This window comes from Stenotrophomonas sp. STEN021, from assembly GCF_056760175.1.
In genome coordinates this window covers 23,905-50,778 of record NZ_JBRREH010000012.1, presented here as the reverse complement: position 1 = coordinate 50,778, position 26,874 = coordinate 23,905, and the positions used below count along the sequence as shown (strand labels likewise).

The window sequence follows — 26,874 nt, the reverse complement described above, 5'->3', positions numbered from 1 at the left end:
CATCGGATGGGCGGCAGGTCATACATCCAAGGATAGAAAGGAAGCAATGCCATGAATCGTATTTACCGTCTGGTCTATAACCGTACCCTGGGCGTGTGGCAGGTAGCGTCGGAACTGGTGAAGGCGGCGCGCGGCGGCCGCAACAGCAGTGCGGGTCTGTCGATGGCGGCATTGCATCCGGTGAGCTTTGGCCTGTGGCTGGCGCTGGGGTGGGTGGGCCTGGCACAGCCGGTAACCGCACAGCAAACGCCTGGCGCACAGGCGGGTCGCATCATCGCCGATCCCGGCGCGCCGGAACGGCAGCGCCCGACGGTGGTGACTTCGAGCAATGGCACGCCGCTGGTTAACATCACCACCCCCAGTGCCGCAGGTGTGTCGCGCAACACCTATAGCCAGTTTGATGTGGGCAGCGAAGGCGCCATCCTCAACAATTCGCGCGGCAATGTGCAGACCCAGCTTGGTGGCTGGGTGCAGGGCAATCCGTGGCTGGGCAAGGGCACGGCGCGGGTCATCCTCAACGAGGTCAACAGCGCCAACCCCAGCCAACTGCACGGCTACGTGGAAGTCGCCGGTGATCGCGCGCAGGTGGTCATCGCCAACCCTGCCGGTATTTCGGTGGACGGCGGCGGCTTTCTCAACGCCAGCCGGGTCACCCTCACCACCGGTACGGCCATCGTCAATGGCGGTGTACTGGACGGCTACCGCGTGGACGGTGGCGCAGTGCGTATCAGTGGCGCAGGGCTGGATGCCAGCGACGCCGACTACACCGACATCATCAGCCGCTCACTGGAAGTGAATGCCGGCATCTGGGCCAAGCAGTTGCAGGCAAGCCTTGGCAGCAACGTGGCCAATGCGGACCACACGCAGGTCAGCGCGCAAGCCGCAAGCGGCAGTGCACCGATGTTCGCCTTGGATGTGAGCGCACTCGGCGGCATGTACGCCAACAAGATCTGGCTGGTCGGCAACGAGCACGGCGTGGGTATGCGCAATGCCGGCAAGATCGGTGCGCAGGCCGGTGAGCTGGTGGTGCAGGCGGATGGTCGGCTGGAGAATCTGGGCACGCTGCAGTCGCAGTTGGATACCAGGCTTTCCGTTACGGGTGGGCTGGCCAACAGCGGGACCGTCAGTGCCGGCAATGAGGTAAAGCTCGCGACGCAGGCGGATCTGGACAACAGTGGCGGCACGCTCAATGCCCGTCGGATTGAAGTCGAGGCGGCGTCGCTGCGCAATGCGGGCGGTGCCATCGAGCAGACCGGCGTTCAAGCGCTCATGCTGCAGGCTGGCAACGTGATCAACCGCAACGATGGCCGTATCGGCTTGCAGTCCAGCTCCTCTGAACCGGGCGACGGTGGTGGCACGCAGCCCGGTGGCAGCACCGGCGGCACGGGAGGAACCGGTGGCGGCGGCACCGGTGAGAATGGCGGCGGCACTGGAACCGGAGGCACCGGTGGCACTCCACAGCCGACTCTGGAAGCGGGCGCGCTGCGTATTGCCGGGGCACTGGACAATAGCGGAGGGAGGATCAACGCAGGCGGACAGATGCGCTTGAGCGCCGAGTCGGGCCTGGACAATGCCGGCGGCCAGCTCGGCCTGCAGCGGCTTGCGCTGAACGGTGGAGATCTGGACAACAGCGATGGTCACATCGTTGTTTCCGATCAAGCCTCCATACATGCTGGATCGGTCAGCAATGATCGCGGCCGCCTGGAAATTGCCAATCAGTTCGACTTCCAGGCCGAGCGGCTGAGCAATCGTGATGGCAAGCTGACGCATACCGGTGCCGCATCCACCGTATTGAGCGTTGCGGGCGAACTGGACAATGAAGGTGGCGCCCTGCTGAGCAAAGCGGGCTTCTTCACGATTGACGCTGCACAGTTGATCAATCGCGATGGGCGTATCGAGCACGCTGGCTCACAGGCGCTGAAAGTCACCGTCGATCAGTTGCAGGGCCAGAAGGGCGTGATTGCAACCGCTGCGGCCTTGGAGTTGCGTGGCGGCGCTGTCGACAATCGCGAGGCGACCATCAGTGCCGAACTTGCGCTGCTGCAGCTTGACTCCCTGGACAATCGGGGCGGCTCGGTCGTCGCCAACGGCAACGGCTCAAGCAGCATCGAGGTTGCTGGAAGCCTGGATAACGGCGACGAAGGTCTGCTGGCCAGTGACGGTGATCTCAGTGTCAGCGCGAAGACCTTGGGCAACGAAAAGGGGCGCATCCAGCATGCAGGCGAGGGTGTGCTCACCGTCGCCGCAGAAACCTTGAACGGCAAGGGCGGCAACATCATCGGCAACGGCACCCTGATGCTGACCGGTGAGCATACCGACCTGAGTGAAGGCACCACCGCTGCAAAGAAAATCAGCATCGATACCGGCAATCTGAGCACAGCAGGCGGCAAGCTGATCGCCAGCGGCGACGGCGCGCTGGATATCGCTGCCCGGCAGGCGCTGAACAACGCCGGGGGCGTCCTGGCCACCAACGGCGTGCTGTCGTTGAGTGCGGCCCAGCTCGACAACCAGAGCGGTACGATTCAAGCCGCCGGTACGGGCAAGTCAAATCTGCAGATAGCGGGGGCGCTGGACAACAGTGGTGGCAGCGTTGTCGCAGCCGGAAACACCACGATCAACGCCGCCAGCGTGCTCAATAGCGGGGGCACCGTACAAGCCGCGGGTGCGTCGACGCTGCAGATCACCGCAGACGGCCTGCTGGACAACAGTGAGCAAGGCTTGCTGGCGAGCGGCGGCGATCTGAGCATCAGCGCAGAGACGCTGGACAACCAAAGCGGCCGTATCGAGCACGCCGGCGACGGTGCGCTCACCATCGCTGCGGAGACCTTGAACGGCAAAGGCGGCAGCATCATCGGCAACGGCGCATTGTCGCTGACCGGCGAAGACACCGATCTGAGCGACGGCACGACCACCGGCAAGAAGATCAGCATCGACACCGGCAACCTGAGTACTGCCGGTGGAAAGCTGGTTGCCAGCGGCAGCGAGGTGCTGGACATCGCCGCCCGGCATGCGCTGAATAATGCCGGCGGCATGCTTGCCACCAATGGCGCGCTGTCGCTGACTGCTGCTCAGCTCAACAACCAGGCCGGCGAGATTCAGGCCGCAGGTGCAGGTAACTCGAGGCTGCAGGTAAATGGCACACTGGACAACAGCGGTGGCACCGTCGCTGCTGCCGGCAATACCGCGATCACCGCCGTCGAACTACTCAATGCCGACGGAACGGTGCAGGCCGTAGGTAGCTCGACGCTGCAGGTCGCGGTGGACGGCCTGCTGGACAACAGCAACGAAGGCTTGCTGGCCAGCGGTGGCGACCTGACCGTCAGCGCACAGACGCTGGAGAACGAGCAAGGTCGCATTGAGCACGCCGGCGACGGCGCACTCACCATTGCCGCCGAGACCTTGAACGGAAAGGGCGGCAGCATCATCGGCAATGGTGCTTTGACACTGACCGGTGAGCGCACCGACCTGAGTGAAGGCATCACTGCCGCCAGGAAGGTCAGCATCGATACCGGCAACCTGAGCATCGCCGGCGGCAAGCTGATCGCCAGCGGCGATGAGGTGCTGGATATCACGGCCCGGCAGGCGCTGAACAACACCGATGGCACGGTTGCCACCAATGGAGCGTTGTCGCTCAGCGCAGCGCAGCTCGACAACCGTGACGGTACGATTCAGGCCGCTGGCGCCGGCAACTCGAAATTGCAGGTAGGTAGCATGCTGGACAACAGCGGCGGGACCGTCGCTGCAGCCGGCAACACCGCGATCACCGCCGCTGACCTGCTCAACGTCGGCGGTACCGTACAAGCTGCAGGGGTCTCCACGCTTCAGCTCACGGTGGACGGACTGCTGGACAACAGCGATGAAGGCCTGCTGGCCAGCGGTGGCGATCTGATTGTCAGCGCGCAGATCCTGGGCAATGAAAAGGGGCGCATCGAGCACGCCGGTGACGGCGAGCTCGCCATCGCAACCGAAACACTGAGCGGAAAGGGCGGCAGCATCATCGGTAACGGCACGCTGACGCTGAGCGGTGAGAATACCGATCTGAGCGAGGGCACCACCACCGCCAAAAGGATCAACGTCGATACTGGCAACCTGAGCACCGCTGGCGGCACGCTGATCGCCAGCGGTGGGGACGCACTGGAGCTCAGCGTCCGCCAGACGCTGGACAATGCCGGCGGCACGGTTGCCAGCAACGGCGCGCTTGCGCTTGCCGCAGCCCAACTCAACAATCAGGACGGAACGATCCAGGCAGCAGGAACGGGGGAAACCCATATCGATGTTGCCAACACGCTGAACAACAGTGGCGGCACCGTCGCCGCAGCGGGCAACACCACGATCACCGCCGCGAATCTTCTCAACGTCGGCGGCACGGTCCAGGCTGCAGGTACATCCACGTTGCAGGTCAGCGTCGACGGCCTACTGGACAACAGCGAGGAGGGTTTGCTGACCAGCGGCGGCGACTTGAGCATCGGCGCAGAGACGCTGGACAATCAATCCGGCCGCATCGAACACGTTGGCGGCGGCGCGCTCACGATTGCTGCGGAGACGTTGAACGGAAAAGGCGGCAGCATCATCAGCAATGGCGCACTGGCGCTAACCGGTGAAGAAGCCGACCTGAGCAAAGGCACCACCTCCGCCAGAAAAATCAGTATTGATACCGGCAACCTGAGCACCGCCGGCGGCAAGTTGATCGCCAGCAGTGACGAGGTTCTGGACATCAGCGTCCGCCAGACGCTGAACAATGCAGGCGGCACCGTAGCCACCAATGGCGCGCTGTCGCTGGGTGCGGCACAGCTCAACAACCAGAACGGTACGATCCAGGCTGCTGGTGCCGGCAATTCAACGTTGCAGGTGGGTGGGGCGCTGGACAACAACGGTGGCACCATCGCTGCAGCCGGCAACACCACGTTCGCCGCCGCTGAACTGCTCAATGTCGGCGGCACGGTACAGGCAGCAGGTAGCTCGACGTTGCAGCTCACAGTGGACGGCCTGCTGGACAACAGCGATGAGGGCCTGCTGGCCGGTGGCGGCGACTTGACTGTCAATGCACAGACCTTGGTCAACGAAGAAGGGCGCATCGAGCACGCAGGCGACGGCGCACTCACCATTGCCGCCGAAGCCTTGAACGGCAAGGGCGGCAGCATCATCGGCAATGGCACGCTGACGCTGACCGGTGAGGAAACCGATCTGAGCGGTGGCACCACTGCCGCCAAGAAGATCAGCATCGATGTCGGTAACCTGAGCACCGCTGGCGGAAAACTGATCGCCAGCGGCGATGAGGTGCTGGACATCACGGTCCGGCAGGCGCTGAACAACGCCGGTGGTACCGTCGCAACCAATGGCGCCTTGTCGCTCAACACAGCCGATCTCGATAACCGCGACGGAACGATCCAGGCTGCAGGAACGGCGGCAACGCACGTCGCTGTCGCCAACACGCTGGACAACAGCGGCGGCACCCTCACTGCAGCCGGCAGCACCACGGTCGCTGCCGCCGAGCTGATCAACGTCGGCGGTACTGTACAGGCTGCAGGCACGTCCACACTGCAGGTCAGCGTCGATGGTCTGCTGGATAACGGCGACGAGGGCCTGCTGGCCAGCGGTGGCGACCTGACCGTCAATGCACAGACCCTGGACAATGAAAAGGGGCGCATCGAACACGCCGGTGACGGTACGCTGCTTATCGCTGCCGAGAACTTCAACGGCAAAGGCGGCAGCATCATCGGCAACGGCGCGTTGACGTTGAGCGGCGAAAACACCGATCTGAGCGAAGGCACGACTGCCGCCAGGAAGATCAGCATCGACACCGGCAACCTGAGCACCGGCGGTGGAAAGTTGATCGCCAGTGGCGAAGAAGTGTTGGATATTTCTGTCCGGCAGACGCTGAACAACGCCGGGGGTACGGTTGCCACCAACGGTGCGCTGTCGTTGGTCGCGGCACAGCTCAACAACCTGGGCGGTACGATTCAGGCCGCTGGCGTTGGCAAATCGAATTTGCAGGTAGCTGGCACGCTGGAAAACAGCGGTGGCACCGTTGCCGCCGCAGGCAACACCACGCTCACCGCTGCGAATCTGCTCAACGTCGGCGGCACGGTGCAGGCAGCAGGTGCGTCCACACTGCGGGTCAGCGTCGATAGCCTGCTGGACAACAGCGACGACGGCTTGCTGGCCAGCGGTGGTGACCTGACTGTCAGTGCACAGACCCTGGTCAACGAAGAGGGTCGCATCGAACACGCCGGCGACGGCGCGCTCGCCATCGCCGCCGAAACCTTGAACGGCAAGGGCGGCAGCATCATCGGCAACGGCACACTGACGTTGACCGGCGAGGACACCGACCTGAGTGATGGCATTACGGCCGCCAACAAGATCAGTATCGCTACAGGCACCCTGAGCAACGCAGGCGGCAAGCTGATCGCCAGTGGCGACGAGGTCCTCGACATCAGCGTCCGGCAGACGTTGAACAATGCCGGCGGTACGGTTGCCACCAATGGTGCGCTGTCACTTGCTGCGGCCACGCTGAACAACCAGAGCGGAACGGTCCAGGCCGCTGGCAATGGCGCCACGCATATCGATGTTGCAGCTGCGCTGGATAACAGCGGCGGCACCCTCGCTGCAGCAGGCAATACCACGATCAACGCTGCTGAGTTGATCAACGTCGGTGGCACGGTACGGGCAGCAGGCAGCTCGACGTTGCAGGTCACAGTGGACGGTCTGCTGGACAACAGCGCCGAGGGGCTGCTGGCCAGCGGCGGCGACTTGACTGTCAGCACACAGACACTGGCCAATGAAAAGGGCCGCATCGAGCACGCCGGCGACGGCGCGCTCACCATTGCCGCCGGAACCTTGAACGGCAAGGGCGGCAGCATCATCGGCAACGGTGCATTGATGCTGACCGGTGAGAACACCGACCTGAGCGAAGGCACCACCGCCGCCAAAAAGATCAGTATCGATACCGGAAACCTGAGCACCGCAGGCGGCAAGCTCATCGCCAGCGGCGATGAGGTGCTGGACATCACCGTCCGGCAGAGCATGAACAACGCCGGCGGTACCGTGGCCAGCAGCGGCGCATTGTCGCTGGGCGCCGCGCAGCTCAATAACCGGGACGGTACGATCCAGGCTGCTGGTGCGGATAGCACGAAGTTGCAGATTGGTGGCTCGCTGGACAATAGCGGCGGTACGGTCGCTGCGGCCGGCAACACCGCGATCACCGCGGCTGAACTGCTCAACGTGGGCGGCACAGTCCAGGTTGCAGGTACCTCCACGCTGCAGGTCACTGTGGACGGTCTTTTGGACAACAGTGAGGACGGGCTGCTGGCCAGCGGTGGCGACCTGACTGTCAGCGCACAGGCGCTCAAGAACGAGAAGGGCCGCATCGAGCACGCCGGCGACGGCGCGCTCACCATCGCCGCCGAGACCTTGAACGGCAAAGGCGGCAGAATCGTCGGCAACGGCGCGCTGACGCTGATCGGTGAGAACACCGATCTGAGCGAAGGCACCACCGCCGCCAGGACGATCAGTATCGATACCGGCAACCTGAGCACTGCCGGCGGCAAGTTGATCGCCAGCGGTGAGGAAGTGCTGGACATCAGCGTCCGGCAGATGCTGAACAACGCCGGGGGCACCCTTGCCACCAACGGCGCGCTGTCGCTGAGCGCGGCACAGCTCAACAACCAGAACGGAACGGTCCAGGCGGCCGGTGCGGGAAATTCCACGTTGCACGTAGCTGGGACGCTTGATAGCAGTGGGGGCACCCTCGCCGCGGCCGGCAACACCACGATCTCCGCCGCAGAATTACGCAACGTCGATGGCACGGTGCAGGCTGCAGGTAGCTCCACGCTGCAGGTCACAGTGGACGGCTTGCTGGACAACAGCGGCGAAGGCTTGCTGGCCAGTGGTGGCGACCTGACTATCAGTGCAAAGACGCTGGAAAACCAAACCGGCCGCATCGAGCACGCAGGCGACGGCGCGCTCACCATCGCCGCCGAGACCTTGAACGGCAAGGGCGGCAGCATCATCGGCAACGGCGCACTGACACTGACCGGTGAAAACACCGATCTGAGTGAGGGCATCACCGCCGCCGGGAAGATCAACATCGATACCGGCAGCCTGAGCACCGCCGCCGGCAAGCTGATCGCCAGCGGTGACGAAGTTCTGGACATCAGCGTCCGCCAGACGCTGAACAATGCGGGCGGCACCGTAGCCACCAATGGCGCGCTGGCCCTGGGCGCGGCACAACTCAACAACCAGAACGGTACGATCCAGGCGGCTGGCGCCGGCAATTCGATATTGCAGGTGACTGGCGCGCTGGACAACAGTGGCGGCACCGTCGCTGCAGCAGGCAACACAACGATCAATGCAGCTGAGCTGATCAATGTCGGCGGCACGGTACAGGCAGCAGGCAGCTCGACATTGCAGGTCACAGTGGACGGTCTGCTGGACAACAGCGCCGATGGCCTGCTGGCCAGCGGTGGCGACCTGACTGTCGATGCACAGATGCTGGCCAACGAAAGTGGCCGTATCGAGCACGCAGGCGACGGCGCACTCACCATTGCTGCCGAGACCTTGAACGGCAGGGGCGGCAGCATCATCGGCAATGGCACGCTGACGCTGACCGGTGAGGAAACCGATCTGAGCGGTGGCACCACTGCCGCCAAGAAGATCAGCATCGATACCGGCAACCTGAGCACCGCAGGTGGCAAGCTGATCGCCAGCGGCAATGAGGTGTTGGACATCACCGTCCGGCAGAGCATGGACAACGCGAACGGCACCGTGGCCACCAACGGCGCGTTGTCACTGAGCGCAGGCGAGCTCCGCAACCAGAGCGGCGCCATCCAGGCTGCGGGCACTGGTGGCTCAACGCTGCGCGTGACCGGCCCCCTGGACAATAGCGGCGGTGCATTGGCCACAGCGGGTGCTACCTCCATCAATGCTGGAAGTCTGCTGAACAATGGCGGCTCCATTGCAGCAAGTTCGTCGCAGAAGTTGGAACTGGACGTTCGCCAGAAGCTGTCGAATGATGCCGGCAGCATTGTCGGCAACGGTGAGATCCAGCTGCGTGCCGAGAACCTGAGCAACCGAGGTGGTGCGATCGAAACACAGCGCTCCATCGATGCGGTGGTATCCAATACGCTGGACAACAGCAGCGGCACGTTGCTGGCGGGCCAGGCGCTCAGTCTGCAGGGCAATACGCTTCTCAACCAGAAGCTTGCTGGTGCCGCCGATGGTGGAATCCTGGCCGGCAGCAACGTCGTGCTACGCATGGATGCCGTGGATAACAGTCACGGCCGAATCAGTGCAACGCAAGGGCTTGATGTAGTTGGAAGGCATCTGCAGAACACCGCTGGCGTCATCGATGCAAGCGGCGATCTGGACATCACTGTTGCTGATCTTGACAACAGTTCCGGCAAGCTCATCCAGCGCAATGAAGACGGCGAGCTGACCCTGCAGGTTGATGGCCTGCTGGCGAATGCCGGTGGCTTGATTGGCGCGGAGGGCGATGCGTCGCTGTCGGCAGCAAGTGTCGACAATGTGGCGGGTACCGTTTCAACGCTTGGTGATCTGACGTTCACCAGTGCAGGCGCCATCAACAACCAATCAGGCGGATTACTGCAAAGTGGTGGCGCAACGGTGCTCAATACGGCGGGTGGCTTGAACAACGCCGGTGGCCAGATCGATGCCGCCAAGGCCGCCACCATAACCGCTGCAGGTGTTGATAACAGCGGCGGCAGCATCCTCGCCGGTACCAAGGGTGATCAGGATTCCGCACTGCTGATCAACGCCGGGAGCCTGCTGCAGAATTCCGCAGGCACGATCGCAAGCCGTGGCAGTGACGTGACCATCAGTGCGGGAACCATCAACAATACAGGCGGAACCCTAGTCGCCGAGCGTGACATCGCGTTGCACGCAGGCTCGGTGCTCAACAATGCCGGTACGCTGTACGCCACGCGCGACCTTCGCTATGAGGGAGCGCAAGCGCAGCTGGACAACGGCAACGGCCGCTTCGGTGCCGGTGGGACGGCGTATCTCACGCTGGCCTCCGCCAACAATGCGGCCGGCGGGCGGATTCAGGCTGGAACGTTGTGGCTGGCGGTTCCCGGATTCGTCAACAATGGTGACGTTGGAGCCGATGTCCTGCACGTCAACCTGACCGGGGCATTCGCCGGCACGGGCAGCATGTTTGCCACCCAGTGGCTTGATGCACGCTACGACGGAGATTTCACTTACACCTCCCAGCAGTTGAAGAGTGATGGCCGGCTCGACCTGACCGTCTCCGGAAATTTCACCAACATGGGTGGCCTGCACAGTGCCGGCGAGCTGAATGTCACTGCGAAAGACGTGACCAACCATGGCTCCATTGTTGCCAGCAACCAGGCCGGTACCGGCGTTGCCCGAATAGACGCCAGCGGTACGCTGGATAACCGCGATGGTGCCTCCATCGAGGCGGACAACCTGCATCTGTCCGCCAATGATGTGATCAATACAGGCGACATCAGTGGTGACACGGTATTGATCGAGGCTAATACGCTGGTCAATGGGCGCGACCTTGGCCAGGCAATGGCGGTGCGTAATTACGGCGAAGGCTTCATCGGCGCCGTGGATCACCTTGAGCTGCGCGTGGCCAGGCAGCTGTCCAATCTGGACGGCGAGATATTCAGTGGCGGCAACCTGGTGATAGCTGGCCGCGCGGACGGCACCCGGGTTGAGCGTCTGGACAACATATCGGGGCGCATCCAGGCCGAGCAGGGGCTGTGGCTGGATGCAAGCAATGTCGTTAACCAGCGTCGCGTGTTGCAGACCGAACATCGCTTGTATGTCGGCCAGGAGCAGTTCGACGACCCGGATGCGAGAAGCTCAGTCACAAACTCCGTTCCCTATGAGCTGCGTGACGGGCTTTGCCCGGATGATTTTCGTACCCGTTGCATGAAGTTCGAAGGTTACACCACCCACGAGAACAAGGTTCTGGAAGGTACACGCGTGGTGCTCGCCAGCGCAGCTTCTCAGCTGCTATCTGGCGGCGCCATGCAGTTGGACGTAGGGCGGCTGGATAATATTTACTCCAACATCGCCGCCGCTGGAGACTTGGGCATAAACGGGCGTCAAGTTACGGATTTAAGCGACCCTACGGAGTGGAGTGGGGTGATCAACAACGTCACGCTGGCAGGCTACAAGATCATCCAGCAGGAGTCGACCGCAGAAGTCGAGTACCAGACTTGCGGTATGAACGTGAATTGCGACTACGAGCCAAGCCTTGCAACGGTCAAGCTTGGCAGCAGCACAGCCCGCAAGGACTACACGCTGCCAGAAGGCGCAGCGACAATTACTGCCGGTGGCGGCCTGACGATCATTGGTGGCGCAATCAATAACACCATTGTGCAGGCCTCCGGCGGCCTCGGCGGGGTAACTACCGCCCCGGTCAGCAACATCGGTAATGCCGACCTTGGTTCGGGAACCGACCATCAGGCCGGTGGCGCGGCAGCAGTGGGCTCGACGGCATCCAATGCAGTGAATGGTGGTCCGGGAGTCCAATCCAGCGCTGGTGGCCAGGCACAGGCAGGCAGCAATATCCAGGCATCGCTTGGTGACAACGTGCAGTCTGGTGCTGGCGTAGGGGCCGTTGATACGAACGGGGTAAGCGGCGCAGGTGGTGTGCAGACCATCACCCGGAACAATGTTGCCGCTGGTAATGACGTACAGGCAGCAGATGACGGCAGTACACGAGTTCGTGACGGCGTAGATCGCATGGCTGGTAGTGGCGTGCAAAGCCGTGACGGAGTACAGGAGACCACAGGCGCAGGTGCGACGGCTGGCGCAGGTGTGCAGGCTTCCGTCGGTGGGCATGCAACATCGGTACGTGGTCCGGATAGCAGCCAAGCTACCAAGGTGCTGGCTGGTGGCAATGCCGCAGGCGTGAGCGGCGGCACAGCTGCGGCAGGCGCAGGCCCCGACGGTGCGGCACCGCAGTTTGTGGGCACCACCGAGCGCCCCTTGCCCGGCCTGGTGCCCGCCGATAACGGCATGTTCAAGCGCTCGGCAGATCCCAATTCTCCGTTCCTGGTGAGCACCGCGCCGCGCTTTGTGCCCAGCGACACCACCGGCTCGGAATACCTGCTGGGGAAACTGGGTAGCCCGGATGACCTGCACAAGCGGCTCGGCGATGCCTACTACGAGCAGCGGCTGGTGCAGGACCAGCTGCTTGCACTGACCGGCCGCCAACGTCTGCAGGGCGAAGACGGTCTCGGCCAGTACCGCATGCTGATGGACAACGCCGCCCAGGTCGCGGACGCGCTTGGCCTGAATCTTGGGTCTGCGCTGACTGGCGCACAGATTGGCGCTCTCGACCACGACATCGTGTGGTTGGTCGAGCAGGAAGTCGACGGGCAGAAGGTACTGGTGCCGGTTGTCTACTTGTCCAAGGCCACTGCCGAGAGGCTGCGCCAGGGCGGTGCGTTGATCGAAGGCGACACGCTGTATGCCAAGGCATCTGGTCCCTTGAACAACGACGGTACCTTGGCTGCCAGCAAGGGAATGTGGCTTGGCGCAGACACGCTGATCAATAGCGGAAGCCTGTCGGCTGGAGAGCGATTGTCAATTTCCACCGCGGCAGATACCGTCAACCGTGGCGCGATCAGCGCCGGTCAGGTATCCATCGATGCGGGCCGCGATTTCGTGCAGGACGCCAGCGGCAGCCTGGTTGGCACGGGCACCGTGGTGGTGGAAGCGGGGCGGAACATCGCCCTGCAGTCCACCAATGTAGTGGCCGGTGGGAGTCTTGGCCTCGCTGCCGGCAACGATCTGCAGATTGAGCGCAGTAACGTCAGTGCGATGGACAACCTGAGTCTTGCCGCTGGCAACGATCTGGGAATTGCGGTCAGCAAGGTACAGGCAGGCGGCGATCTCTCCGCAGTGGCTGGACGCAACATCGACGTCACTGCACAGACCACGCAGGAAACCGTGGTCTCAGGAACCCGGAAGAAAACGGTAGCGACAGTGGAAACACTGCAGTCCAGTTCCCTGCAGGCCGGTGGCAGCCTCGCGTTGCAAGCAGGCCAGGACATCACTTTGCAGGCAGCTGATCTGCGGGCTGGCGAGACGATGGCGTTGGCTGCTGGGCGCGATCTGAACCTGACCACGGTAACCACCACCGATACCAGCGTCACCCAGGAGTCACGCAAACGCTACTCCAAGCGCAGCGAATCGCTGGATGAAACCGTGCACGGCACCACGTTGTCCGCAGGCGGCGATATCGCCCTGGTGGCCGGGCGCGACGTAACGCTGACAGCGGCGCAGGTGGCGAGTGATGAAGGTGGGATTGGTATATCTGCTGGCCGCGACGTCAAATTGCTGGCCGAGCAGGAACAGCACGACCTGACCATCGACGAGCAACGCAAGAAGAAGGGTTTCCTCAAGAGCAAGACCACGACAACGCATGATGAGTGGCATGACAGCATCGCCGTCACCACCACGCTGAGCGGCGAGACCGTCAGCATCGCAGCAGGCAACGACCTCACCCTGCAAGGTGCGCAGGTCATCGGCGATGGCAATGTTGGCTTGTTCGCGGGCAACAATGTGGTCATCGAGTCCGCGCTGGATACCCATCAGGAAACGCACGATTTCAAGCAGAAGAAATCTGGTCTGACGGGTGGACTGTCCGGTGGCGTTGCCAGTATTGGCTATGGAAAGTCATCAAGCACAACGCAGAGCACACTCGAGAGCTCGACGCAGGTAGCGTCGGCGGTGGGCTCCATCAGCGGAAACGTTACGGTCAGTGCCGGCAATCAGCTGACAATCGCTGCCTCCGATCTCGCTGCGGGTCAGGACCTGACGCTGGCGGGCAAGGACATCAACCTTATTGCCCGCCAGGACACGCTGGATACGCAGAACAGGGCATCGAGCAAGTCCAGCGGGTTCTCGGTGGGCGTGACCTACGATCCTGGCAAGGCCTACCGTAGCGCCCGCGACTCCACCACGGACGGCATGGCGGACAGTGGCTCGACCATGGGCAAGGTCACCCGCACTGCTGAAGGAGTGGCTTCTGGCCTACGCGCGGCGACCACATCAGTGGTTGTCACCGCTGGTAGTCAACGCTCCAACAGCAACCGGAGCGATTCCACCAGCGACGCACGGGTAAGCCAGCTTAGCGCGGGTGGTGACCTGACCTTGGTGGCCAAAGGCGGCTCCATCTACAGTCAAGGCGCGCAGATGGCGGCCGAAGGCGACGCCTTGCTGCTGGCAACCAAAGACATCGTGTTCGATGTCGCCCACAACACCGAGAACTCGGATAGCAACAGCCGCGGCAAGGGCTGGGGCATGGCCAACAACACCAGCGGCCTACCGTTCGGCACCAACAACTCGCGTGGTGAAGGCACCGGCAGCAGCGACACCATCACCGGGACCCAGTTGTCGGTGGGCGGTGGCGTGCGCATGGCGACCAGCGAAGGCGATATCCGCCTCACTGCGGCCAACGTTGTTGCCGAGAAGGACGTCAATATCCACGCGGCGCGTGATCTGAGTATCAGCAGTGGCCAGGACACGGTAGGCAATGCAAACACTTCCGAGAGCAAGGCCATCGGCACGGTGCAGATATCCGACACGGAGAAGTTCTCCGGTTGGCACCGCCAGCAGCACGCAGATGAAAGCGGGCAGGTCTCGCAGGTAGCCAGTAACGTCGGCAGCTTGGGCGGCAACGTCAACCTGAGCGCCGGTGGCACCTACAGCCAGGTTGCCAGCAATGTGGTGGCCGACCAGGACATCAACATCACCGCGGCGAAGATCGAGCTGCTCACTGCCGATGAGGTCGGGCATTACTCGCAGAGCGATGACGACTTGAAGATCGGCGTTTTTGCGCGGGTAAAGTCGCCGCTGATCGACCTGATCAACAACGTCGACGGCGCACGCCAGTCAGACGGGCGGCTGTCGCAGATGCAAGGCATGGCCGCAGCGGCCAGTGCCTATCAATCGGCCAGCGCCATCGCCAATGCTGCAGGCGTCGGTGGTAGCGGCTCGTTGTTCAGCGCAGAAGCTGGTGTGGGCTTCAAATCCTCCAGCAGCAGTGCCGAGGGCAACAGCGTGGTATCGCAGGGCTCGACCCTGCAGGCAGGCGGTAACCTCAACCTGACCAGTACCAGTGGCGACATCCACGTGGTGCAAGGCAACTTGAGCGCGGGCAACACGATCAGTCTGGACTCGGCCCGGGACATCCTGCTTGAGGCCGGGCGGACCCATCTGCAGGACAAGAGCAAGAGCAGCAACGCCGGTGCCGAAGTAGGCGTTGGTGTTACCGTTGGCGCGCAGACCGGTGTGTATGTCTATGCCGAAGCCAGCGTGGGCAGCAGCAAGTCGAACTCGGACAGCGCAACGTGGCAGAACACCACGCTCAGCGGCCAGAACATCTCGCTGAAGGCGCACGGCGACACCACCCTGCGCGGTGCCACGGCTACTGCCGATCGCATTGACGTGCAGACCGGCGGTACGCTGAACATCGAGTCACTGCAGGACACCGCAGAGAGCATGTCGAAGAACAGCCAGGTCGGCGGCCGCGTGCAAGTGGCGTGGGGTAATGCGTGGGGCGTTGACGGATATGCCAGTGGAGGCAAGTCCAACGGCAACTACCAGGGCGTCGGCGAACAGTCGGGGTTGTTTGCAGGCGAGGGCGGCTATCACGTCGAAGCCGGTCATGTGAATCTGGTGGGTGGTGCCATCGCCAGCACCAATGCGGGCAAGAGTGAACTGACCGCACAGACCCTGACCTTCCGCGATCTGCAGAACGGGATGGAGCACAAGACCAGCTCGGGCAGCATCAGTGGCGGTTACGGCGGTCGCGTTGAAGGCTGGACACCTGTGGCGGAGGGCGCTGCGCCGAGTTTCGGCGGCGGTGTGCCGATGAACGAGAAGGGGGGCGATAACAGCACCACCTACGCCACGCTGACAGAAGGCAATATCGTGATCGGCGGCAAGCAGACTACTGCCGCCGAGCTTGGAGTGAATGCCGATGCGGCTGCAGCGCACCGAGCGCTGGAAGCGTTGCCGAACGCGGACAAGCTGCTGGCCGACCAGCAGATCATGGCCGGGGCAATGGGCGCGGTAATGTCGGCCAGCAAGCAGGTGGCGAACGACATCGCCAATCAAGCGATGCGTAATCTGGAGAATGATTACGTTGCGGGGCTGGGTGATGAGGAGAAGGCGCGGTTTGAGGGACTGAGTGCCGGGGAGAAGAATCTTGAGCTGGCACACAATCGAGGTATCGAGTTCGAAGCTGCGTTGGATCAGCGCAATAAGTGGGCACCAGGTACTGATCGCTCGCGTGCGCTCGAAGCGGTAACGACGCTGCTAGTGGGTGGTTTGTCCGGGCAAGGTGGCGGGCAGATCGCAGCTAATGCGCTTGCGCCGTTTGCTGCCAATCTCATCGGCGAGAAGTTCGATGGGCACCATGGCAGCGATCCGAATGTAGCGCTGCAAGTGTTGTCACACGCGCTACTCGGCGCATTGTTGGCGGAAGCGAATGGTGGCGCGGCAGTAAATGGTGCGTTGGCTGCAGGCGGTGGTGAACTTGCGGCCAAGTATCTCGGCGACTACTTCACCAGCCAGAATGGCGGCCGACTGACGCTGGAGCAAGAGCAGCAGGTCAAGGCACTCGGCCAAGCTGTGGGTGCAGTGGCCGGCGGTGTGGGTGGAGCGGGTATTGTTGGCGCAGCGCTTGGGACGGGCATTGCGACGAACTCCGTTGAGAACAACTTCCTGGGTAAGGACGATCTGGCGAGGTTGAGAAATCTTCGGAACAAGGCCAAGTCACCGGGGTCCATGAGCAGCCAGGAATGGACCGAACTGCTCCTGCTAGACACTGCGGATCAGATGAGTGCAGGGCTTCTGCGCCTAGTCCAAGCTGGCGCAGAGCTTACTGAAGTGCAGCAAGCAGACCTTTACACCTTCTATCAGCGCTACGTAGCCCAGAACGGCAGTTTTGATATCGACAACCTGCAGGGCATTACACCTGACACGGTATACGGCTTTCCTTATGCCGGTTTGAGCGAAGATCGGAGGGCGTATAAGGAAGCGCACTTCACCATATGGGACGATATCGTCCCTCTATGGCGGGAAAGAACTGATAACGAGAAAATTTACGAAACTGCCCAGAGATGGTCAGGATTAGTGCCCAATCAACCGCAAGATCTGCTTCCTTCGACAATGCAGTGGAGGGAGTTTTTCGGGCTGCATGACGCATTGACTTCGAGTGCGCTTGCGAGCGCAGGCTATGTTACTGCGCACTTCGCAGGTGCTTCCGAGGAAAACAAGCGAGCGATTGCGCAGACCATCGCGAACATTGCGGCGATCGGTGGGACGTTGCAGGCCGGCAAAACGGGTTTGCTACCTGTTACTGGAAGTCTCGGGGTGCCGAGCAAGCCTGGTGCAATAGAAGAGTCTCCGCAGACCAATGCTCTTGTTGTTCCGCCTAGTTCGCAAAATAATCCGAAGAATCAGCAAAATGCCAAGCCGCCAACTGTTGCCGAAGATGGCATTCCTGCTTCTTCAAGCGTCGCCCGAGACAAGCTGCATGAACATTTGGCTGAGCAGGCCGGCATACCGCGCGACCTTGTTGATAAGCCTTATAGTATTTGGGGCAAGACAATCGACCAAATCAGGCAGTCTTTCACTATGGATGGCGCAATGGTCACTTCGGTTCCGCCCAAGGCTTCTTCATCGGGTAATGCGCAAGTTTACGAAATTGAAGGCAGTGCTTCCGGGATCGTTAAAATCCAGTACAGTCCGGCTTTTCAGGAATCAAAACATAAGGGCGAGTATTATAAAATATATTATTCTGATGGTACAAAGGTGAAAATTGTGGATCCGAAATCATACAGGCCGCAGTATCTTGGCGGGCATCCGATATATGATAAAAACACTACATACTTCAATCCGCAAGGGCAGAAGGTTGTATTCGATTCGGCTACTAATTTGTGGGTGCCAAAATGAGTTGTGCTGATCTTTTTGCCATATCTTGGAGTGCGCCGATTGTACCCTCTGTGTCGTTAGCGGGGGTGCCGCTGCATGTTGATAAGGGTTTATTGATGGCCGTTCTCGCGACGTACATAATCGACGAGCATTGTATGCTTTACCAATTTGACGGCTCGCCGGTTCTTCGTTTCAGCGCTGATTTGGATGAGCGTGGGGATGGTAGTTTATTTTTTTTTCTTAACGATGATCATCTTATTCATAAGTTTAACAAGGGAACTCCTGCGCTGTCAGTGAGGATTAAGGAAGGTGTTGTCTATGCTGTTAAGGCATATGACTTTAGCTTTCCTGGTGAGCCAGTGCGCAATTTTGTTTACAAAGGTATTTTGCCAGGGGGGCTTGGTTTGGGAAGTTTGGTTTCAGATCTTCTGAAATTCACTGACTTGGAGTTCGATGAGGCTGAGGAGTGGTTCTACGCCGATGCGCGTTTTGGCGGTGTGGAGATTACGGGGTGTGGGGTTCCTCTAGAGGATGAGCCAAGGCAGGTGGTTACTGCGATATGTGTCATTTCGTAGGCTGAGAAAGTTTTGGAGTGGTGTCAGGTCTACTCCTGGCCGGTCTCGTTCTTGGTTGGCGGATGCGCTGGCCACGACCTTGTTCGACACCATCGAGCAGGTGCAGGACAAGGCCACACGCTGGCTATGGACGTACAACCACGAGCGCCCCAACATGGCGCTCGGCGGCATAACGCCAGCAATGAAACTAGCGATCCCCACATAGCTCCAATTTTGGCAGTCACTAAAAGCCGGAGGATTGCCGGTTACAACTTACTATCCGCAATGACGAGGTTGCCATGAATTTGTTCGAGTGCGCTGATCGGATAAAGATAATGTATCGGGACTATGATAGTGAATCCGATCGCTGGGGTGCTGCGTTGCGGGATCTTAATTGTGCGTTGGACGATACGAGTGATCCGGTTGTTCTCGAGCGATGTATTTTGGATGATGAAAATTGGGAGCTTCCGGTGGATGAGCGAATTTTGATCTTGAGAAAGGCCAAGCTTCTAGGGGTATCTTCAGTCGAATTTCTTGTGGATTATTATGGATTCCTTTCGGCTCATCTAGATCCGGGCGTTGAAAAGGATGAGGCAGATATTAGCTTGGCGAAAATCTTGAAATAGGAGTGACCACCTCCCAGCTTTTTGAGCCATTCAAAAGTAGAGGAATTCGGCGAAACTAACCTCAGGCAGATAGGTGGTCACCACAATAGTTGCAGATCAAGCGCTTGGTTCTCCATGGGATTAGCCCGCGGACAATTCGCGTGCCGTATGCTATGAAAGTTAAGGTCTCACGGAAGACACCATGCACGTTTCTGATCTCGTAAGTCTGGTTGGCGCCAAAGGTGGCGATCCGCAGCTCGTGGATTGGTTCGAGCAGCTTGGAATCGGAAAACCACCGGTGTCTGTCACTGCGAATCAGGGCACCAGGAGCGTGAAGGACAAGCGCCATGAGATGGAGTATTACTTCGGGTTCGACATCATCAACGACCGTTTCTATCCGCCGGTAGGCGGCCCGCGCGGTGGCTTGCTCTGCCATCTGCAGTCCGTGTTGCTGTTCTCACGCAAGCCGAAGGGTAACGTCGCGTTGCCTACTGGGTTCTGGGATGGTTTCGTGGGGCCAGATGCCGACTTTGATGAGTGCATGTCGTTCTTCGATGGGAATGTAGACACGTATACCGATACGCAGCTGTTTCAGAAGCCGCTTGGTGCGGATGTGGAGCTGAAGCTTTGGTTCTGTCCCAGGAAGCAGCGGGTGGACGCAATGCAGGTGAACATCGTGCAGGATCGTCAGTTCATGGGGCATCACGAGTTCGATCAGACCAATGTGCATAACACGGTGAAGCCGGCGGCCACGCTGGTGGTCAAGTGGCTGTTCGACGGACGCCATCTGCGGCTGTCTGACTATATTTATGCCAATGGGCTGGCTGATGAGCATGCCGGGATTCTGGAGTTCGTTCGCCAACATCTGAATGGTCATGTATGGGCATCGCAACTCAATGACGACCCGGTGTTGCGGCAGGTACTCAGTCACACCCAGACCAGCAGGCCGCTGAAACTCTCGAATGGGGAGGCGTTGGAGCTGTTCGCGCAGACGCTATACCTGCGGGCCGCTGGTGCATGGGATGCGTATCAGGCGATCTACAACGATGATTCCCTGGACGATTGGGCTGGCTCTATTGACCAGTTTCGAGAGTCGGTGGTGCTGGATGCAGGACAGCGGCAGGTCTTCGTCGGCATGCTGCATGATGCTTATCATCTGGCTGCGGCCCACAAGGGATAAAGCAATGCGGGGCCTTCGTTGACCGACATTATGATTCCGGTCCATGACCGAATCTCCGCACTGTAGTCGCTTTATGTGCCGGGCGGGTCGCTGCGATCTCCGCTTTTCCACGGAACTTCGAAGGTGATTTCCTGCCTTGCTGTATATGCAGATCCCCCGTCTGGTAAATCCCTGAACCAGGCGGCTAGAATCGCCCAACGCGGGTCGGATGCCCGTTCAATGGGGGGCAAGATGCAGATGATGAAGCTGGGGATGGCTTTGGTGCTGTCTTTCTGTTCGGCCAGTAGTTGGGCTGCTGTGGATTTGGGGCATTTCATTCGCAAGGATGAGTTCAACGACATCAAGTTGTCGCCATCGGGCAAGTACTACGCGGCTACTGTGCCTCTGGAAGACAAAACGGCACTTGTTATTTTTACCCGTGAGGGCAACAAGAAAGCCGGGGCGTTCGTCCTGCAGCGCAATATGCATGTAAACAGCTTCGATTGGGTAAACGACGAGCGCGTGCTGATTGGCATCGCCGAGAAGTTTGGCCTATTGGACGAGCCGCGTTTGACCGGCGAGCTGTATGCCATGAACGCTGATGGCGGGCAGGCGGAGTTGTTGGTTGGTTTCCGCGTGCAAGGCAATGGCCCAGGTACCCGTATCCAGCCCAAAAAGGTGGAGAGTGTGGCCGCATTCCTGGTCGATGCCTTGCCAGCAGACGACCGGAACGTGGTGGTGTCTACATGGCCGTTGGGCACGATGGAGCCATTCACCCGTGCGGAGCGGCTGGATGTAAACAGCGGGCGTCGTACGGTGGCCGCAACGGTGCCAGTGCGCAACGCCAGCTTTGTCACGGATAACACCGGCGAGGTGCGTCTGGCGCTGGGTTCGGGTTTGGACAACATCAGCAAGCTGTATTACCGCGATGCCGCAGGCAGCGACTGGCGCTTGATCAACGATCAGAAAGCGAATGGCCGCATTGAGCTGCCGTTGGGCTTCTCGGCAGACAACACCTTGGCCTATCTGCAGGTGCGCGGTGATGGCAAGGGGCCAGACAGTATCGTGGCTTGGAATCCTGCCACCAATGCCCGTACCACCGTGCTGCATGACCAGGCAGCAGACCCGTGGTCCATTATCTATCGCACCGGCACGAGCGTGCCTGTGGGTGCGCAGATAATGGATGGGCGCCATCGCAGTGTGTTTTTTGATGATGGTGTGCCTGAAGCGCGTTTGGTCCGTAGTCTGGAAGCTGCATTTCCCGGGCAGTCAGTGCGAATCACTTCCAGTACCAAAGACGGCCAGCTATCGATGGTGAGAGTGTGGTCTGGCAGCAATCCGGGTGATTTTTATCTGTACGACTCTGCGGCCAAGAAGCTGAATTTCGTGGTCGCCAGCGGCAGCTGGATCGACCCGGACGCCGCGGCCGTGGTTGAACCCTTCAGCTTCGCTGCACGCGATGGATTGAAGATCCACGGTTACCTCACCAAGCCACGTGGGGTCACGGGCCCGCGGCCGATGGTGTTGATGCCGCATGGTGGGCCATACGGGATCTTCGACGAATGGCGCTACGACCGTGATGCGCAGATGTTGGCGGCAGCGGGCTATACGGTAATGCAGGTCAACTATCGAGGTTCGGGAAACTACGGTTGGGAGTTCCGGCGTGTCGGTGCGCAGCAATGGGGCGGAACCATGCAGGACGATCTTACCGACGCGACGCGCTGGGCGATCCGCGAAGGACAGGCGGATGCAACAAAGATTTGTATCTACGGTGCCAGCTACGGTGCCTACGCTGCGCTGATGGGCGCAGCAAAGGAGCCCTCGCTCTATCGCTGTGCTGCCGGCTATGTAGGTGTTTACGACTTGCCGATGATGCAGCGTGCGGATGCGCGCACTGCACGTAGCCTTGGCAACTGGTCCAAGGACTGGGTTGGCGAGGATCAGGCCGCGCTGGCTGCTGCGTCGCCGAACCGGTTTGCGGATCGAATCAAGGTTCCGGTGTTTCTTGCAGCTGGTGGCGAAGACGAGATCGCGCCAATCGAACACACCCGGATGATGGAGGCGGCGTTGAAGAAAGCTGGCGTGCCGGTTGAGTCTTTGTATTTCAACACCGAAGGGCATGGTTTCTATACCGAGCCGCATCAGCGCGAATACTACGGCAAGTTGTTGAGCTTCCTGTCGCAGCATCTGGGTGGAGAGTCGGCGCAGTAGTCGATTGTTCGGGGTGCGGGCGCTGGCCTTGAATTTTTGTGGGAGCGGTGTAAACCGCGAAGCTGAAGTTGTGTCAGGTTGCGGATGTTGCTGCCCGCAAGCGGTGCGAGCTTCGCGGCTTACGCCGCTCCCACAAGCTTGTCTTCAGCACGTGCGCGGTCGGTTGTAGGAGCGGCGTCAGCCGCGAAGCTGATGCTGTATCAGGTTGCGGATGTTGCTGTCACGCAAGCGGTGCCAGCTTCGCGGCATATGCCGCTCCTACAAAAGCGGGGTTAGCGCACGCCGTGCATCATCCGCTTCAGCAGCGGCGAGGCCAGCAGGGCGACTACCGCACAGCCCAGGCCTATCCACATCAGCAGCCAGAACAGGTGTTCGTAACGGCCGGCGGCCTCGGCGATGTTCATCACTTCGCCTTTGGGTACATCGATGGCGGCGAGCTTGCCGAACAAGGCTGCCAGGGTTTCGGAGAATGCGGTGGCCAGGAACCAGGTGCCCATCATCAGGCTGACCACGCGCGGTGCGGCCAGTTGGGTGACTGCCGACAGGCCGACCGGCGACAGGCACATCTCGCCGATTTCCAGGATCAGGTAGGCCAGCACCAGCCACCACACGCTGGCCATCTCGCCGGTGGCACCCACCTGTTGCGCGGCCAGCGCAAGCGGAACGAATGACAAGGCGCCGAAGACCAGGCCGAACGATGACTTGAGCGGCTTGGACGGATCCAGCCGGCGCTTGTCCAGCCATGCCCACAGCGCGGCAAACAGCGGCGCCAGCAGCACCAGGAACAGTGCGCCCAGATAGGTCAGCGAACCGGCGGTCTGCGGCAGCACCAGACAGTCACGCACCAGCATCACCAGCATGGCGGCAACGATCAGCGCAAACAGCAGGCGCGGTGCGGCGGAAGCGGGGTTGCGGTCGGACAGGCGCGCGGCCACCACGAAACCCAGCGGCGCCAGCAGCAGCGAAACGATGGACCACGGCAGCGGCGTGCCTTCGCGGATCACCAGTGAAGGCACCAGATCCTTGCTCAACAGCCGGTCGGTGAAGGTGACCCAGGAGCCGTAGGTCTGCTCATACAGGGTGAAGAACACCAGTGCCATGAAGATCAGCACCATCAGCGCGATCATCTGCTGGCGCTGCACCGGTGTGCATTGCGTGCCGGTGAACCAGGCAAACCACAGCAGTACGCCGCCCAGCACCACGATCATCAGCATCAGCGCCAGGCTGATTTCGCCGCCCAGTGCGAAGGCGCCATTGGCCGCGGCCCACATCAGCGCTGCCACCGGCACTACGCCAACAATAGCCACGGCGTAGATCAACCACTCACGCGGCAAGCCCAGTACGCGCTCCCGCAGGGTGGCCGGTTGCGGCGGCTCGGCATGGCCGTGCAGGTACTTCTGCCCCCACAGGAACATCGCCAGGCCAACCAGCATGCCGATGCCGGCGGCGCCAAAGCCGTACTTCCAGCCATAGGCTTCGCCGAGGAAGCCGCAGACCAGCGAGGCGAACAGGGCGCCGAGGTTGATGCCGGCATAGAACAAGGAGAAGCCTGAGTCGCGGCGCGGATCGTTGTCCGGGTAGAGCTTGCCGACGATGGTGGAGATGTTCGGCTTGAGGAAGCCCACGCCCATGATGATCAGCGCCAGCGACAGGTAGGTGATCGACAGCGCGCCCTCGTCGCGGACCACTTCGCCGGCCACTCGATGCGCCGCGTGGCCTTCGAAGGCCATGCCGGCATGGCCGAGTACCAGCAGAATGCCGCCGAACACCACCGCCTTGCGCATGCCCAGCCAGCGGTCGGCCAGCAGCCCGCCAAATACCGGGATGCAGTAGACCAGGCCGCCGTAGGCGCCGAGCAGGTCCAGCCCGGCCTTGTCACCAAACAGGTGGTGCTTGGTGAGGTAGAGCAACAACAAGGCCTTCATGCCGTAGAAGGAGAAGCGCTCCCACATTTCGGTGAAGAAGCAGACGTAGACGCCCTTGGGGTGCCCGAGGAAGTCGTCGGTGCCGGTCGCTGGCAGGGAGGTTGTGGACATGGGCAAGCGTCAAAAAATCGAAGGTCGCGAGTATAGGCGCGGCGTCCTGCGCGCATCGCCTGCAGCGCAGCATTGGATAAAACCGCTGGCGGACTGTGCTGAATCCGGGCGCTGGCTGTGCCGCACAGGGGGCCGTGCGGCGTCGCGACTGGACTTGCTGTTAAGCGGGCGTTAGCGTGGCGAGGGTTTTTTTGCCATCCAAGGGCTTTCCATGAACAACGCTGCGCCTGCGCAGCTCACATTCCGCGCGGTGGTTCTTGCCGTCGTGCTGGCTGTGGTGCTGTCTGCCGCCAATGCTTACCTGGGCCTGTTCGCAGGCTTGACCATCGCCACCGCCATTCCGGCCGCCGTCGTCTCGATGGGCGTGCTGCGTCTGCTCGGTGGCGGCACCATTCTTGAAAACAACATCGTCCAGACCGGTGCTTCTGCCGGTTCGTCGATTGCCGCTGGTGTGATCTTCACGATCCCGGCGCTGGTCATCATGGGTTACTGGCCGGACTTCAAGTACTGGTGGGTGCTGGGTATCGCCGGCCTGGGCGGCTTGCTGGGCGTGCTGTTCTCGGTGCCGCTGCGGCGCTCGATGATCGTCGAAGATCCGCTTCCCTTCCCGGAAGGCAAGGCAGCTGCTGAAGTGCTCAAGGCCGGTGAAAACCCGGGCCCGGGCATGAAGATCCTCGGTATCTCGGCTGCCATCGGCGGCCTGGTGAAGCTGGCCGCGGCCTCGGGCCTGCGCATCTTCCCGGATGCCTGGGCGCAGTCCGCTTATGTCGGCAGTTCCAAGATCACCGCTTTCATCGGCACCAACCTGTCGCCGGCGTTGCTGGGCGTGGGTTACATCGTCGGTTTGAACGTCGGCATCGTGGTGGTGTCCGGCTCGATTCTGTCCTGGCACATCGCCATTCCGCTGTACCAGGCGTTCTTCCTGGGCGGTAACCCGGACCTGGCCGCATCGCTGGCCAACGCCGGCTCGGCCGAGTCGGCCTTCGCGATCTGGGGTTCGCAGATCCGTTACCTGGGTGTCGGCGCGATGCTGATCGGCGGCGTCTGGACGCTGTTCTCGCTGCGCAAGTCGCTGCTCAATGGTGTCAAGAGCGGCTTCGCCGCTGCCCGCAAGAGCAGTGGCCCGGCGCTGGCCGAGACCGAGCGCGACCTGCCGATGAAGTGGATGCTGATCGCCCTGATCGCCTTCACACTGCCGTTGCTGGGCCTGTACCAGGCCATCGTCGGCCAGTGGCACGTGTCGATCCCGATGACCATCATCATGATCGTCGCCGGCTTCCTGTTCGTGTCGGTGTCGGCCTATCTGGCTGGCCTGATTGGTTCGTCCAACAACCCGGTTTCGGGCATCACCATTTCCACCATCCTGTTCGCCTCGGTGGTGCTGGTGCTGCTGCTGGGCAAGGACGGCCTGATTCCAGTTGGCGTCGGTGGTGCTCCGCTGGGTGCGGTGGCCGCGATCATGATCGGTGCGGTGGTCTGCTGTGCGGCCGCCGTTGGCGGTGACAACCTGCAGGACCTCAAGGCCGGTTATCTGGTCGGCGCGACGCCGTGGAAGCAGCAGCTGATGCTGGGTATCGGTGCGTTCTCCTGCGCCCTGATCATGGCGCCGGTGCTGAACCTGCTGGCCCATGCCTATGGCATCGGCGCACCGACCGCCGAGCACCCGAACTCGCTGGCTGCACCGCAGGCCAACCTTATGGCTTCGGTGGCCCGTGGTCTGTTCGGTGGCGAACTGCCGTGGACGATGATCGCACTGGGCGCGGGCGTCGGCGCGGTGATCATTGCCGTTGACGAGTGGCTGAAGAAGACCGGCAAGCGTTTCCGGGTGCCGGTGCTGGCCGCTGCCATCGGTATCTATCTGCCGTTGGAGCTGATGGTGCCGATCTTCCTGGGCGGCCTGCTGGCCCACCTGGTCGAGCGTTTCCACAAGCTGCGTGCCGACGACGAAGAAGGCCGTGACCGCGTGCACCGCCCGGGCGTGCTTTTTGCCGCTGGCCTGATCACCGGTGAAGCCTTGATGGGTATCGCCATTGCGGTGCCGATCGTGGTGAGCGGGCAGGGCGACGTGCTGGCGCTGCCGCTGGGTGGCTTTGCCGACACCTGGGCAACCTTGTCGGCCTGGGTTGGCCTGTTCGTGCTGTTCCTGGTTGGCCTGCTGATGTACCGCATCGGCAAGAAGGGCGAGCCGGCGGCGAAGGCCTGATTTTCCCTTCTCCCCTTGTGGGAGAAGGTGCCCGAAGGGCGGAAGAGGGGAGCTTTTGGTTTTGAGTTGGAAGTAGGCTTGAAGCTTTAGAGCCGAAGCCGAAGCCGAAGCACCCCTCCCCAACCCTCCCCTTGGCCTGCGGCCAAAGGGAGGGAGCTGAAGCCAA

The 26,874-nt window shown here is 61.3% G+C and carries 7 protein-coding genes and 1 pseudogene; 7 read left to right on the top strand and 1 reads right to left on the bottom strand.

Annotated elements, in window-relative coordinates; genetic code table 11:
- Positions 1–51: 51 nt before the first annotated feature.
- The 6 genes and pseudogenes from ACVOL0_RS04180 (at position 52) to ACVOL0_RS04155 (ending at position 22,469) form a co-directional block, all read left to right on the top strand.
- Positions 52–17,961, top strand: a complete 17,910-nt coding sequence (locus tag ACVOL0_RS04180) for a hemagglutinin repeat-containing protein (RefSeq protein ID WP_481548036.1) — start codon at positions 52–54, stop codon at positions 17,959–17,961.
- Between the two features lie 134 nt (positions 17,962–18,095).
- Positions 18,096–18,515 (top strand): hypothetical protein, encoded by a 420-nt coding sequence (locus tag ACVOL0_RS04175; RefSeq protein ID WP_481548035.1) that lies wholly within the window; start codon positions 18,096–18,098, stop codon positions 18,513–18,515.
- Between the two features lie 67 nt (positions 18,516–18,582).
- Positions 18,583–18,720 (top strand): annotated as a pseudogene (locus ACVOL0_RS04170) (integrase core domain-containing protein); the annotation flags it as partial.
- 73 nt (positions 18,721–18,793) lie between these two features.
- The gene (locus tag ACVOL0_RS04165) at positions 18,794–19,120 is read left to right on the top strand and encodes a hypothetical protein (RefSeq protein ID WP_481548034.1); all 327 of its coding nucleotides are present in this window, start codon (positions 18,794–18,796) and stop codon (positions 19,118–19,120) included.
- A gap of 181 nt (positions 19,121–19,301) precedes the next feature.
- Complete coding sequence (locus ACVOL0_RS04160; RefSeq protein WP_481548033.1) at positions 19,302–20,279, top strand: hypothetical protein; 978 nt, start codon at positions 19,302–19,304, stop codon at positions 20,277–20,279.
- Between the two features lie 231 nt (positions 20,280–20,510).
- Positions 20,511–22,469 (top strand): alpha/beta hydrolase family protein, encoded by a 1,959-nt coding sequence (locus ACVOL0_RS04155; RefSeq protein ID WP_481548051.1) that lies wholly within the window; start codon positions 20,511–20,513, stop codon positions 22,467–22,469.
- Positions 22,470–22,741: 272 nt separating this feature from the next.
- On the opposite strand, the gene ACVOL0_RS04150 is transcribed toward ACVOL0_RS04155, so the two are convergent.
- On the bottom strand, positions 22,742–24,505 hold the full coding sequence (locus tag ACVOL0_RS04150; RefSeq protein ID WP_481548032.1) for a peptide MFS transporter: 1,764 nt from the start codon (positions 24,503–24,505) through the stop codon (positions 22,742–22,744).
- Between the two features lie 211 nt (positions 24,506–24,716).
- Between ACVOL0_RS04150 and ACVOL0_RS04145 the strand changes: the two genes are divergently transcribed.
- A complete protein-coding gene (locus ACVOL0_RS04145; protein WP_481548031.1) occupies positions 24,717–26,708 on the top strand; it encodes an OPT family oligopeptide transporter in 1,992 nt (663 codons plus the stop codon).
- Positions 26,709–26,874 lie beyond the last annotated feature (166 nt).

Excerpts from the sequence above, each read along its gene's own strand:
- ACVOL0_RS04175 (WP_481548035.1), top strand. The coding sequence starts at position 18,096 with ATGCTTTACCAATTTGACGGCTCGCCGGTTCTTCGTTTCAGCGCTGAT.
- ACVOL0_RS04160 (WP_481548033.1), top strand. The coding sequence starts at position 19,302 with ATGCACGTTTCTGATCTCGTAAGTCTGGTTGGCGCCAAAGGTGGCGAT.
- ACVOL0_RS04145 (WP_481548031.1), top strand. The coding sequence starts at position 24,717 with ATGAACAACGCTGCGCCTGCGCAGCTCACATTCCGCGCGGTGGTTCTT.
- ACVOL0_RS04165 (WP_481548034.1), top strand. The coding sequence starts at position 18,794 with ATGAATTTGTTCGAGTGCGCTGATCGGATAAAGATAATGTATCGGGAC.
- ACVOL0_RS04155 (WP_481548051.1), top strand. The coding sequence starts at position 20,511 with ATGCAGATGATGAAGCTGGGGATGGCTTTGGTGCTGTCTTTCTGTTCG.
- ACVOL0_RS04180 (WP_481548036.1), top strand. The coding sequence starts at position 52 with ATGAATCGTATTTACCGTCTGGTCTATAACCGTACCCTGGGCGTGTGG.
- ACVOL0_RS04150 (WP_481548032.1), bottom strand. The coding sequence starts at position 24,505 with ATGTCCACAACCTCCCTGCCAGCGACCGGCACCGACGACTTCCTCGGG.